This is a genomic window from Jiella pacifica (assembly GCF_010500815.1).
GTDB classification, from domain to species: domain Bacteria; phylum Pseudomonadota; class Alphaproteobacteria; order Rhizobiales; family Rhizobiaceae; genus Jiella; species Jiella pacifica.
The window spans coordinates 48,145-59,989 of the sequence record NZ_JAAAMG010000020.1; the positions used below are offsets into that span (position 1 = coordinate 48,145).

Sequence of the window (11,845 nt, forward strand, 5' to 3'; positions counted from 1 at the left end):
CCGCTGCTTGGGCTTCCTCTCATGCAGGCGCACGAGCCGAAGCCGACGCGGCTTCGTTCAGGTCGCTCCGGGCGTCACGGATGATCGACCAAGAGGATTGCAGAAACAGCCCGGCGATCACGACGGCCACGACGAGATCGGGCCACGGAGAGGCCGTCCATGCCACCAACCCCGCCGCGACGACCACGGCGGCGTTGCCGATGGCGTCGTTGCGCGAGAACAGCCAAACCGCCCGCACATTGGCGTCACCGGTCCGGTAGGGCAGCAGCGGGAGAACCGCGACCACATTGACGACAAGCGCGATCACCGCGAACAGACCCATCAGTTCAGCCTCGGGCTGCTGCTGCACCAGCACGCGGTAGGCCGTGTTGGCGAGGACCCCAAGGCCGAGTGCACCGAGGAACAGGCCCTGGATCAAGGCGGAACGGGCCCGCCAGACAAGACTCCACCCGATGGCGAGGATACCGAGGAAGGTGATCAGTCCGTCACCCAGGAAGTCGAGCGCGTCGGCCTTGAGCGCCTGCGAACCGGAGAGGAAGCCGCCGAACATTTCGACGATGCCGTAGCCGACATTCAGCGCGACGACGATCCACAGCGCCCGCTTATAAGCGGGCGTGATATGGCTCAGATCCTTGGGCAGGTCGTCGATGTCGCCTTCGGCATCGACGCTCGGGGCGTCCAGGCGATCGAGCCGATAGCCGATCCCCGTCACGGCACGTTCGACCTCGGGCAAACGGGTTTCGGGGTCGTCCACGCGCAGGGTCATGACTTGCGTGGCGGTCGAGACCTTCACGTCATCGACACCGACGGAGCGCGCGGCCTTCTCGATCTTAGCCGCGCAGGAGGGGCAGTCCATCCCGGGGACGCGATAGCGCGCCGTCTCGGCATTGTTCGTTGACGCTGCTATGGTCATGGCCATCTTCCCTGATCGAGAAGGGTCATATATCATTCGTGGCTGATATGTCGAGCGTCGCCGAACTCATCGAGCGCACTGATGGTCCGACCGTTGCCTTACGGGCGAAGCTCTTCCGGGGGCTGGCCGACGCCTCGCGCCTGTCGATCCTGGACGCCTTGCGCACGGAACCGTTGTCCGTCGGCGAGATCGTCGCGATTACCGGCCTGTCGCAGTCGAACGCGTCGAACCATCTGCGGTGCCTCAGCGAATGCGGCCTCGTCGCCGGCGAGCAACGCGGCCGTTTTGTTCATTATCGGCTGAGCGATCAGCGTCTGAATGATCTGCTTTTGCTCACTGACGAGCTGCTAGCGGAGACCGTCTGCGGCGTCGACACCTGCGGGAACTACGGCGCACGGTGATCCTGGGCTGGGGCTCGGCGCCGTGAGCAGGATCGAAAGAGTGCGGGAGCTGCGCCTTGTCACCGCCGGTGGTTTGCGAGCGCGGCAAATAGCCAATGCGGCTGCGGCACGATCGCCATTGGCGGCATGATCGAGGCGCTGTCACCCACTAGTCCCCGAAATACGACGCGACCAGCGTGAACAGGGCAAAGCCGCCGATGAAGAAGGCGGCCGCATAGCGCGTGTCCTCGGCCGCCTTGTGTGCCTCCTCCAGCATCTCCTCGACGGCGGCCAGGAGCAGGATGCAGGCGGTGAAGGCAAGGGCGGCGAGCTTCAGCGTTCGCCCTGCCCGCGCAGTAGCCAGAAACCGATGCTGGCGCCCAGGAGACAGGGTACGACGAAGGAGGCGGACAGGACGATACGGCGGCGGCGGGACGCGCCCTTCTCCTTGAAGTTGGCGATGGTTGCGAAGCCCTCAGGCACATCAGCCATGATTTGACCGAGGGCGAGGATGAACGCCAGGCCGAAGGAAACGACAGAGCCGACGCCGATCATCAGCCCGTCGCTGAACAGGTCGATCGCAACGGCGACGTAGATCATCCAGGCTCCCGCGGCGTCCTCGTTGCCGCCCTGCATCAGATCGACAAACCATTCCACGAGGACGTAGAAGGCGCCGCCTAGGCAAAGGCCCACTACAATGGCCCAGGGCGGTGCTGAACCGCCAGCGCCTCGGCATCAGCTCGACGGCGACGACGGCGGTGACGATCCCGGCGGCAGCGTGCAGCGCACAGTTCAGCATCCGCCGAGAAGTCGGGATCAGTTCGGCCACCACGCATCCGGCGAAGTTGCCGAATGCGGGCATCAGCGCGAGCGCAAGAACGTAGAGGTAATCAGTCATAGGCTGCGGACTGGCCGTGTGGGTGAAGTTCCGCAGCTTCGGATGCGGCCGCGCTTCAGCGAATGGCGTCTCCCTGATAGAAGAATGCGAACAGGCGCGGCCCCGAGGCATAGGCGTTACTGTCGGATACGGCGCGGAAGCTGCTTTCGGCCACAATATTCGAGATGGGGCGGTTGATGTTGCATCCACCAGTAAAGCGGTGCCATGCCGGATTCAACCGGTCTTGCCACCGCGAAACGTTTTCCTCAGGCGACAGGCCATGCTCGACATAGAGGAAATGGCCGCCGGGTTTCAGAACACGGCCGATCTCCTTCAAGACAAGGCGGGGATCTGAAACAGAGCACAACGTCCAGGTCGAGACGACGCAATCAAAGCTGCCGGAATCGAGCGGAAGAGCCTCTCCCACCGATTGCAGCAGCATCACGGGAATGTTCGTGTCCACGCCCGCCGCGCGGCGAAGCATTCCCGCGCTCGGGTCGATACCGATGACGCATTCCACCGAATTCCCGTAGAAGCCAAGATTTGCTCCTGAGCCGACTCCGATCTCCAGAACGCGCCCGCTCGCCTGGCGAGTGACAGCCTGGCGGTAGGGCCGCAGGCTGCTAGCGCTCATCGCAAGGTGGGTAAGGCACGGGCATACGCTCTCGCGATAGAAGCTCATCCGCAGCATCTCCTCAACTCACCGGATTCCCGGCCCGAGGTGGCAGCTAGGACGATTGGATGGCCCGGATCAGCGCGCATGGTTTGATAACACTGAGATCTCATTCTCCTCTTGCCCCACTGTCTTTGTTTGCGGCCCGCGGGATGCCCGGTACTGGCCCCACAGGACCAGAAGTATCCCGACGAGCACCATCGGCACGGACAGGAGCTGGCCCATCGTCAGCCCGCCATAAAGAAATCCGAGCTGTGGATCGGGCATGCGGAACAGCTCTGCCGTGATGCGGCTTAGTCCGTAGCCAAGCAGGAAGACGCCCGTGATCACCCCATGCCGGATGCGGACTGACGGCTTGTGCGCGAGCACGGCTAGGATCGCGAACAGCACCAGTCCTTCGAGAAATGCCTCGTAGAGCTGGCTGGGGTGGCGGGGCAGATCGCCCGCTCCCGGGAACACCATGGCCCAAGGCACATCGCTGACGCGCCCCCACAGTTCTCCGTTGATGAAGTTGGCCAAACGTCCAAAGAACAGGCCGATCGGCACAACGGGGGCAACGACATCGGCAAGCTTGAGCAGCGGAATGTTGCGGCGCCAGGCGCAAATCACGATGCCGGCGGTGACGCCCAGAAGCCCTCCGTGGAAGGACATGCCGCCATGCCAGACAGCCAAAATGCGCAAGGGCTCCTGCAGGTAGGAGTCCAGCTCGTAGAACAGCACATAGCCGAGTCGTCCACCGAGGATGATGCCGAAGGTCGCCCAGAGCACGACGCTTTCCACATCTTCGGAGTTGGGCCGACCGCCGTAGAGCCGAGCGAGGTAGACTGTCAATCGGCGTGGAATGTTGACCCCAGGGGGTCAAATTTGCACGCCGGATCACACCTCATGGACGAGGCGGCCCCGCCGGACATGCTCGATCGCATTCGCGCGCTGATCTCAAACCACGCCGATGGTGCGCTCGAGGCCCACGACCTGCGCACGCGCCACGCGGGCCGACGGACCTTCATCGAGTTCCATCTGGTGGTTCCAGGCACCATGAACGTGGCCGAGGCTCACGACATTTGCGATCGGATCGAAGAGGCGCTGAAGAACGAGATTGAGGACAGCACGATCACCATCCACGTTGAGCCGGAGATGAAGGCGAAGCAGACAGGCGTGCTCGTGCTCTGACGGTCTACGCTCAGCCTTCGCCTTCGATCGGCTCGCCCGATGGCGCGAGGAGATACCAGCCGCCCCAATCATCATGAACGTCCTGACCCCCGGTGCCGCCGGACGTCTGATCGTCGTGGCAGTAATAGAGGGGCCAGCCGCTATAGGTGACCTGCATCGTGCCGTCGTCACGCGCGATCGTTCCCAGCATGGAGGCGTCAACCCCATCGCCAGCTTCTGGTTCGCCCGTTGTGGTCAGGAGCGGCCACTCCTCGACGCACTCGCCGGAGCAGACGCTGACTGCTTCGGTGCTGCCGGTAGCCTGCGTGTCGGTCTCGAGCATGTAAAGGCTCTTGCCTTCGTCATCGACGAGATATTGGCCGAACGGCTCCTTTTCGGACACCCAAACCGACTTTGCGACATTCGAAACGTGGGATTCTTTGCGACAGCGAGAGGTCGCAGGAGGGCGGAAATCCGCACCCACGGCAGTCATTAGGCGCGATCGCGCGCGACCTCACAAGCGGACGCCCTCTTCTCCGCTACGCAGAGGTAACCAGCGCCGAGCAGCCGTCGTTCGAGACGGATAACCGCCATGTGTTGTCGCGCCGCCTCCCACGGCCGGAATCGCTCATAATCGCGACTAACGCCGAAGCGTCGGGTTAGCCGTACACCAACATTGATCATCCAGTCTGGCCAGCCTTGCGGGTGCTTGAGGCCGATCAAGCCGAGCCGTCCGCCGACAGGCAGTCGATGCGCCGTCCGGGCGATTACCCGCTCATATTCCGGCACCATCTCCAGGCCAAAGGTCGAGAGCGCCGAGCGCGTTCTGGGCGGCAGATCGAACGTGGCCACGTCCGCTTCTATCAGCTCGACGTGGCAAAAATCCGCTTGCGCGACCTTCTCCCGCGCTCGCTCCAGCATCGCTGCGGACAGATCCACACCGACAACACGGCCACCGCTCCCCACCGCCCGAGCGAGCTGGAGCAGGTTCTCCCCCGTCCCGCAGCATAGATCAACGACGGTGTCGCCCGGCGACAGCTCAAGCGCATTGATGAGCGATGCGCGCCAGCGGCGTAGCCCCGATAGCCGGAACAGGGCGAGACTGGCGTCGTATGCACCGGCCTGCTCATCGTAGAGACGCCGCACCTCATTGCTGTTCAGGATGGCCACACGCTCAACTCCCTCAGTACTGGGAACGCTCCCATGGCGCCGCGGTTCGCTAGGAGGGAAACCGCGACTTCAGCCCCTAGAACGCGACAGCAGATCGTTCTACACGATCGGCTCACCGGAACCTGTGCTCGTTGCCGACTTCCTCAACGGGGCAATAGTTTCGGCCTTGATTTTGGACATATCGAGCGAGGGACGATGCTTCCTGCTGACCGTCTATCCATGTCGGCATGATCGAAGAATTGGAGCGGCAAAAGGCCTTCTCGGGAGATTGAAGCCGACCTTCATATTGTAAGTGCGCTCTCCAGCCGGGAATTTCTGAAAACATTCGTTCGAAATTGAGCTAAATTGGAGTGCCGAGTTTGGATCGAGAGTAAAGCCGGCGTGTCATTCTTCTCCTCATAGACGAGGAGACGAAGATGCTGACGCGTTCTAAGCTGGTTACCAATCTCACACTCGGGCTTTTTGCCGTTATTCTTTCCTGCACCAATGCGGCGGCGAATCCTTCGTGGATGCCCACAACCGGCACGACATCTCAACCCGTCGGCCACTATGAATTCTGCCAGCAGTATCCGACGGAGTGCCAGCCGAATGCACCGGCAGCCACCCCGGAGCTGACTGCGGAAGTTTGGGAGCAGATGGTCGAGGTGAACAGCTCCGTCAACGCGGCTATCCTCCCGCGAACCGACGAGGAGATGTTTGGCGTCCCTGAGCTTTGGTCCTACCCCACGACCGAAGGCGATTGCGAAGACTATGCGCTCCTGAAGCAGTATATGCTCCAGCGCGCCGGGGTTCCGCGCTCGGCGCTCCTGATCACCGTCCTGCGTCAGCGCAACGGCGCCGGACACGCCGTGCTGACCGTACGGACCGATCAAGGCGACTTCGTGCTCGACAATCTGGATGAGCGTATTCTTGCCTGGAACGAGACGGATTACCTTTATCTCAAGCGGCAGTCGGAGCGGGACGCGGGAAAATGGGTCGCCATTGCCGATGACCGCGACATCCTCGTAGGCAGCATTCGCTGACCGATCTCATCGCGCAGGGGCTGGTCCAAATCCTAGCGCTTGACGCGGGGCGGGGAACCAAAGTTGTAAACCCGACAGTCCCTATTCCGCGGAGCGCGCAATTCAACCCTGAGCGGCTGTGTTCAAATCGAAGCTGACGCGCTGTCGAAATCCCGCCCGAGGAACACCCAAAGGCTGGCAGAAGCGCAGGATTATGAGAGGGCAGCTCCACCCTCAGGTTAGTGGCGCAAGGCCAACGCTGGTGAGGGCATTCGACCGATGTTTTCAGTCACATCGTTCAATCCTGGCAGATGAAAGCCCCTATCCCTGAACCTCGCCGCATCGATGGCAACGGAAGATTTACCGCCGCTATGGTGATCTGCTTCATTCGTCATGGATGTTGACTTGAGGGAGAGCAGCAGATGATCGATCGGCGGCAGCTTCTGGCCGGCGTGGCCGCATGGATGGTCCTCGCCACCGAGGCCGGCGCGCACGGCGAGTTCCAGCTCGATCCGCAATTCCTGCCCCAGCGCGTACCCTTTTCCGGCTATCGACCCGCCACCATCGTGGTGGACCCCGGTGCAAGGTTCCTTTACCTGGTGAAAGAAGGCGGCTTTGCCCGGCGCTACGGGATCGGCGTCGGCCGGGCGGGATTGCGCTTTTCCGGCGATGCCATTGTCGGACGCAAGGCTGAATGGCCGCGATGGACGCCGACCCCGAACATGATCAAGCGCGAGCCGGGAAAGTACGCGAGATACGCTGGCGGCTTGAAGGGCGGCCCGGGAAATCCGCTCGGCGCCCGGGCCCTTTACCTCTACCGTAACGGCCAGGATACCTTCTACCGGATTCACGGGACCAACGAGCCGTCATCGATCGGCAAGGCGGTCTCGAACGGCTGCATCCGCATGATCAACGACCACGTCATCGACCTTTATGACCGCGTCAGCGTCGGAGCCGAGGTGGTGGTAGTGCGGTGAACGCGTGGATCCCGCATCAGCCCACGACAGACGACGCCATTTTCGATGAGCATAGCCTTCGCCTCAATTTCCAGTGTCTCCTGGGGTAACTGATCGGTCCTACGACGTGGCTGCACCCCGGCGCGAGGTTGCGCCTTCTCTGCCTATCATTGCTGCGATTCCGGTTTATCGACCACGGTGCCGAAAATCAGGTCTGCCGGTGCTGCCTCGCGAGAACTCGGCATCTCGCCTTTCACATCCATCATCTGAATGTCCGCCCCTTGCTTCACCTCGGCCATAATCTGCGGCACAAGGGTTTGAACAAGTTGTTCATGAAGCTGCGACTTTATCTCCTGCAAAGTCGGCTGCGGAGGGATTCGCCTCTCCTCAACCAAGATTACATGCCATCCGAACGGCGTCTTGACCGGCTCTATCGTAAATTCCCCGGCGTCTAATTCGAACGCAGCCTCATCAAAGGCGGGCACCATCTGCCCTTGTGCAAACCATCCGAGATCACCGCCCACCTGCTTTCCAGACGGATCTGTCGTATTTGCGTTGGCCAGATCCTCGAACTCAGCTCCATTCGTGAGCTGCTCGATAAGCTCTCTGGCCTTGTCCTCGCTCTCCACCAGTATGTGGCGTGCCTTCACCTGCTCCTGTGGTGGATTGTTTGCGAGATAGTCCTCGAAGGCCTCCTGGAATGCCTGGTCGCTCATGCGACGATCCAGTTCGCGCTGTAACCAGACGTCCCCGACAACACGGCGCTCCTACTCTTTTATGCGCGCCTGCACCTCTGGGTCGCTCTGAAGTCCGGCCTCATAAGCCTTCTCTGCAACGAGCCGGACGGCAGCGATCTGTTGGGCCATCTCGGGTATCAGCACCTCGATCGGCACCTGCTGGTACTGTGGCGGCAAGCCGCTGATCACTTCCAAGACCTCGGATCTCATGATCGGCTGACCATTGACCGTCGCCACCACGGCATCGTCGCTCTCCGGCGCATGCTGTTCGGAGGGCGATGAGGACGGGGCGGGTGCCGGCACTTGCGCCATCACCGGCGCAATCATTCCTGCCATCACCGCCGCGGCTGCGAAACCACGAAGGCCAAGAGATGTCATATGATGCTACCCTTCTGAGAGTTGAGCCAGCCTAGATTTGCCTCGCTATCCTGAAAGGTGAGTCTCGCGAGCGGCCGTGGAATAACAAAACTGAACGAAGCGCCGCCATTCAATCCCAGCCACCGCCGAACGTCCGATAAAAAATATGGCGTCCGATCTTGTCGACGCGCTTCATAGCCTGGGCCCACCGCGGGCTGACATAGGTTGCATGGTAATTGGTGGCGGAACCGACGCTCGGAAGCCAGATCTCTCCGTTGGTGACCTTATGGCCGATAAGCTCGGCTGTCTCATAGGCGCGGCGATCAGTGATGCGATCCGCGATGTCATCACACGCGAAAGAGAACTGGCAACGGTTCTTCCAACTCTGATTCTGATAGACGACACCGCAGATGGTATCGGGGTAGGCTGGATTGCGGACACGGTTGAGGATGACCTGCGCGACCGCGGCCTGACCCCTTTCTTCTTCGCCGCGCGCCTCGAAGTAGAGGCCATTGGCAAGGCACGTCTGCTCATCTTTTGCGAAGGCGGAGGCCGGCAGTGGCGTTGCGGCCCAGGAGTGGTCTTCCGGCCCGAGCGGCGGCACGAAGCTCCTCTTCGGCTCACCGAGAACATGATTGAAAGGCGAAAGCTCCGGTCTGACTGCGGGCGCATAGGCAAGCGTCAGGAGCTCGTCCTTCTTACCGGCGGCATCTGCTGCACGTTCACTAGAGCTGGAAGGCAACTGCGCATTGATTTCTCCGTCTCCAGCCTCGGGTGATCGGAGATTGGAGTACCTTGAACGAAAAACCGTGGCGGTCCGGACGCGACCCTCGATCGACTCTGGCCCGGCGAGCGTCGTGCGTACTTGCTCGTCCCCGGTCCCGAGTGCCGGCCGCAGAATGCCTTGACGCCGTATTAAGTTGAGAGAACTTGAGCGGCTATGATCCGCGGCGACGAGAACACGGCCTCCCTTCCCGGAGGAGGTTCTACTGGCTTCAACCATCGAAACTCGAGGCAGGCGCTGCGGTCTTTCTGCAACGCTTGCCGTTATGGTTAGAGATGCGGCTTCCGGGCTAATCTTATGTCGGTCAATAGCCTCTAAACGTTCTTTACCTGCCGATCCTAAACCGTCGAGCGACTGGCTAACCCCTGCAGCTTCTTTGGAAGCGGCGACCCTCTCTAAATGCTGCTCTAGAGCGGCCGCGCCGCGTCCGGACGCTGCTCTTTCCTGGAACGTCGCTTGCTCGCTCGGAATGAGAACTGAAGCGCACGAAATCAAGCCGAACAAGACAGCGCGTTTAACAATTGAGCGGACTGGCAACTTCAAGCCGCGAACTGTCTGTTGTTCCGGTGGTTTCCCATGACGTCCCCCGATCCCCCTCACCGAATGCGGGTCATCATTATCTGTTAACCCTAATCGGCGGTTAACGGGCGCTCGGAGGCGATTGTATGGCACGGCACACGACCGCCGATTGCTCAGGAGCGCACCGACGAGCGGTTGAGACCGAGCGCTGATCCAGATTTGCAAGCTGTTCGACACAGTTTGGCGACAACGTCTCCTTAACCACACTATGTCGAAGCTGGGCGGAACAGCCTTATCGCGCAATAATGGGATGCGCGAACCAGACACGGGTTTAGAGAATGCTGCAAGCGATCAGGATGGCGGGGATCGGGGCGCTGGCCCTCGTGCTGAGCGCATGCGTCTCCAGCGTTCTTGAGGTAGACAGCAAGGCGACACAGCCTATTCCCACAGCGCTCATGGCCGAGATGTCGCGGAAATCCATGTCTCCCTCGGCGCCTATCCTGATCAGGATCTTCAAGCAGGAAAGCGAGTTGGAGATCTGGAAACGCGACCGCAGTGGCCAGTTTGCGCTTTTGAAGGTCTATCCGATGTGCCGATGGTCCGGGAAGTTGGGTCCGAAGAAACAGGACGGCGATCGCCAAGCGCCGGAGGGCTTCTATCATGTTAACGCCGGCATGCTGAACCCAAATTCCCAATACTACCTGTCGTTCAACTTCGGTTACCCAAACCGGCTTGAGGCGGCTCTCGGCTACACGGGCGATGCGCTCATGGTCCACGGAGCCTGCTCGTCATCGGGATGCTACGCGCTGACCGACGAGGGCGTTGCAGAGATCTACGCGATTGCCCGCGAAGCGCTCCAGGGCGGCCAGATCGCCTTCCAGGTTCAGGCGTTTCCGTTCCGAATGACGCCGCAGAACCTGGCGAAGAACCGTAACGATCCGAATTTCGCCTTCTGGACCGATCTGAAGCGTGGAAACGACGTCTTCGAGGTGAGCCGACAGCAACCCAAAGTCTCGTACTGCAGCGGCCGCTATGTCTTTGACACCGAGTTTCAGGGAGGAGAGCCGCGCGACCCTCTGGCGGCATGCCCTCCTTCTGCCAATTCGGCAGAGCCAGTTGTCGCAGGCAGAACCGAGACTGATCTCGCAGCCGCGGAGCAACTGTTGGCGAATGGCGCTGCATTCTCGGCCCATGCCTACGCCGACGGCGGCATGCATCCCACCTTCAGGAAGCTGCTCGAGCGGGTTGGGAAGAAAGCGCTTGCCAGGAGGACATCGCTGACGTCGGTCCCGATCAGCCGTCCGGATGCGGCGCTCGCTGATCCGCATTCGCCCCAGGAACAGGAATGAGACCGATGATCGGGATGACCTTGCTCGCTTTCCTTATGTTGCGCCGGTTTGGCTCATCGGCCTAGCGGGATTCATCGCGGTCGTGATCGCGACCTTGAACGTGAAGCTGCTGCTGAACTTTGTATTTGTTTGAGGGTCGTCCCAACCGCCACCGATCGTCGCCTATTGACGCGGGCAGTCCGGTGCCGCAAGCAAATCGAGCTGGGTCAGCGTCCCTGCGAAGCCGTAGTCACCCGTGTCGAAGGCGATTTCTCCGGAGATGCCGTTCTCGAAGAGGGTGTAGGTGGTTTGGAAGAGCGGCAGCCCCTCGGGATCGCTGTCGCTGTTGTAATAGGCCTCATTGACTCTCCAGCCTTGTAGTCCTCTCAGCTCTTCAGGCAACTCGCGAGCGACGCGCTCCGCTGAAGGCGAATCTTCTTCGATCGGAGTGATGAGGGCGGTGGTGGACAGGAGCTTATCGGCCTCGTTGTCGCCGTCAAACAGCCTGGTCTCAACGATGCTCTCACCCGCCTTCGCCTTCTCGACCAGCTCCCGCGTGTGGGCAGACGGAAAGACCGACAGCGGAAGCTGGATGCTGCGGACCTCGGGCTCCTGCAGATCAACCCTTGTCGAGGACCCTGAATTGGTCGCCTGACCCCGGATCACCCACGCCGGAGCGCCATCCACAAAGGTCTTGGTGGTGAAGGTGAAGGTGTTCGCGACGGTATTCTCGGTGGACACCGTCTGCTGGTCGGTCACAACGGTGGCGTCTTCGCGCTCAAACCGGGCAACGAAGCGATAGTCGAGATCGAACGTTCCGCAGGTCCCCTGACGAAGCTCGATCGCGATCCTGCCCGATCCGTCCAGCAGATCCATCGATTTCGACGTCAGGACAAGATCATAAACCGCTCGATGCGGCGCAAGGCTCGCGGCGATCGATCCAGTTGCCGCCAATACGGCAGGGATTGTCAGTAAGAGGCCCATCACATGCGACATTTCTG

At 61.1% G+C, this 11,845-nt stretch carries 14 protein-coding genes and 1 pseudogene; 5 read left to right on the forward strand and 10 right to left on the reverse strand.

The window, feature by feature from the left end; translation table 11 throughout:
- Nucleotides 1–19: 19 nt before the first annotated feature.
- Nucleotides 20–913: a cation efflux transmembrane domain-containing protein gene (locus tag GTK09_RS20330; protein ID WP_203561134.1), complete on the reverse strand. Its 894-nt coding sequence runs from the start codon at nucleotides 911–913 to the stop codon at nucleotides 20–22.
- A 47-nt stretch (nucleotides 914–960) separates the two neighbouring features.
- Between GTK09_RS20330 and GTK09_RS20335 the strand changes: the two genes are divergently transcribed.
- On the forward strand, nucleotides 961–1,314 hold the full coding sequence (locus tag GTK09_RS20335; RefSeq protein WP_083591570.1) for an ArsR/SmtB family transcription factor: 354 nt from the start codon (nucleotides 961–963) through the stop codon (nucleotides 1,312–1,314).
- 312 nt (nucleotides 1,315–1,626) lie between these two features.
- Here the strand turns inward: GTK09_RS20335 and GTK09_RS27235 are convergent, their stop codons facing one another.
- The 3 genes from GTK09_RS27235 to lgt all read right to left on the reverse strand — a co-directional run bounded on the left by GTK09_RS27235 (nucleotide 1,627) and on the right by lgt (nucleotide 3,674).
- The gene (locus GTK09_RS27235; protein ID WP_203561135.1) at nucleotides 1,627–1,893 is read right to left on the reverse strand and encodes a ZIP family metal transporter; all 267 of its coding nucleotides are present in this window, start codon (nucleotides 1,891–1,893) and stop codon (nucleotides 1,627–1,629) included.
- A 353-nt stretch (nucleotides 1,894–2,246) separates the two neighbouring features.
- Complete coding sequence (locus GTK09_RS20345) at nucleotides 2,247–2,852, reverse strand: class I SAM-dependent methyltransferase (protein WP_163465252.1); 606 nt, start codon at nucleotides 2,850–2,852, stop codon at nucleotides 2,247–2,249.
- Between the two features lie 69 nt (nucleotides 2,853–2,921).
- Nucleotides 2,922–3,674 (reverse strand): prolipoprotein diacylglyceryl transferase, encoded by a 753-nt coding sequence (lgt, locus tag GTK09_RS20350; RefSeq protein WP_203561136.1) that lies wholly within the window; start codon nucleotides 3,672–3,674, stop codon nucleotides 2,922–2,924.
- Nucleotides 3,675–3,725: 51 nt separating this feature from the next.
- Here lgt and GTK09_RS20355 point away from each other — a divergent pair.
- Nucleotides 3,726–4,013 (forward strand): annotated as a pseudogene (locus GTK09_RS20355) (cation diffusion facilitator family transporter); the annotation flags it as partial.
- Between the two features lie 10 nt (nucleotides 4,014–4,023).
- Here GTK09_RS20355 and GTK09_RS28055 read toward each other — a convergent pair.
- Nucleotides 4,024–4,395, reverse strand: coding sequence for a COG4315 family predicted lipoprotein (locus tag GTK09_RS28055; protein ID WP_163465254.1), 372 nt, complete (start codon nucleotides 4,393–4,395; stop codon nucleotides 4,024–4,026).
- A gap of 89 nt (nucleotides 4,396–4,484) precedes the next feature.
- Nucleotides 4,485–5,162, reverse strand: a complete 678-nt coding sequence (locus GTK09_RS20365) for a class I SAM-dependent methyltransferase (protein ID WP_163465255.1) — start codon at nucleotides 5,160–5,162, stop codon at nucleotides 4,485–4,487.
- 419 nt (nucleotides 5,163–5,581) lie between these two features.
- On the opposite strand from GTK09_RS20365, the gene GTK09_RS20370 reads away from it, so the two are divergent.
- Both GTK09_RS20370 and GTK09_RS20375 read left to right on the forward strand, forming a co-directional pair.
- Nucleotides 5,582–6,184, forward strand: coding sequence for a transglutaminase-like cysteine peptidase (locus GTK09_RS20370; RefSeq protein WP_376768034.1), 603 nt, complete (start codon nucleotides 5,582–5,584; stop codon nucleotides 6,182–6,184).
- A gap of 401 nt (nucleotides 6,185–6,585) precedes the next feature.
- On the forward strand, nucleotides 6,586–7,140 hold the full coding sequence (locus tag GTK09_RS20375; protein WP_083591532.1) for a L,D-transpeptidase: 555 nt from the start codon (nucleotides 6,586–6,588) through the stop codon (nucleotides 7,138–7,140).
- Between the two features lie 146 nt (nucleotides 7,141–7,286).
- Here GTK09_RS20375 and GTK09_RS20380 read toward each other — a convergent pair whose 3' ends face one another.
- The 3 genes from GTK09_RS20380 to GTK09_RS20390 all read right to left on the reverse strand — a co-directional run bounded on the left by GTK09_RS20380 (nucleotide 7,287) and on the right by GTK09_RS20390 (nucleotide 9,501).
- Nucleotides 7,287–7,835 carry a peptidylprolyl isomerase gene (locus GTK09_RS20380; protein ID WP_163465256.1) on the reverse strand — a complete coding sequence of 183 codons (549 nt, stop codon included), beginning with the start codon at nucleotides 7,833–7,835 and terminating at the stop codon, nucleotides 7,287–7,289.
- Between the two features lie 51 nt (nucleotides 7,836–7,886).
- Nucleotides 7,887–8,234: a SurA N-terminal domain-containing protein gene (locus tag GTK09_RS20385; RefSeq protein WP_163465257.1), complete on the reverse strand. Its 348-nt coding sequence runs from the start codon at nucleotides 8,232–8,234 to the stop codon at nucleotides 7,887–7,889.
- Nucleotides 8,235–8,343: 109 nt separating this feature from the next.
- Entirely contained in the window at nucleotides 8,344–9,501 is a 1,158-nt protein-coding gene (locus GTK09_RS20390) for a cell wall hydrolase (protein WP_246218025.1), read from the reverse strand.
- A 353-nt stretch (nucleotides 9,502–9,854) separates the two neighbouring features.
- On the opposite strand from GTK09_RS20390, the gene GTK09_RS20395 reads away from it, so the two are divergent.
- Nucleotides 9,855–10,865 carry a L,D-transpeptidase family protein gene (locus tag GTK09_RS20395; protein ID WP_245308687.1) on the forward strand — a complete coding sequence of 337 codons (1,011 nt, stop codon included), beginning with the start codon at nucleotides 9,855–9,857 and terminating at the stop codon, nucleotides 10,863–10,865.
- A 162-nt stretch (nucleotides 10,866–11,027) separates the two neighbouring features.
- On the opposite strand, the gene GTK09_RS20400 is transcribed toward GTK09_RS20395, so the two are convergent.
- Complete coding sequence (locus tag GTK09_RS20400) at nucleotides 11,028–11,840, reverse strand: EipB family protein (RefSeq protein ID WP_163465258.1); 813 nt, start codon at nucleotides 11,838–11,840, stop codon at nucleotides 11,028–11,030.
- Nucleotides 11,841–11,845 lie beyond the last annotated feature (5 nt).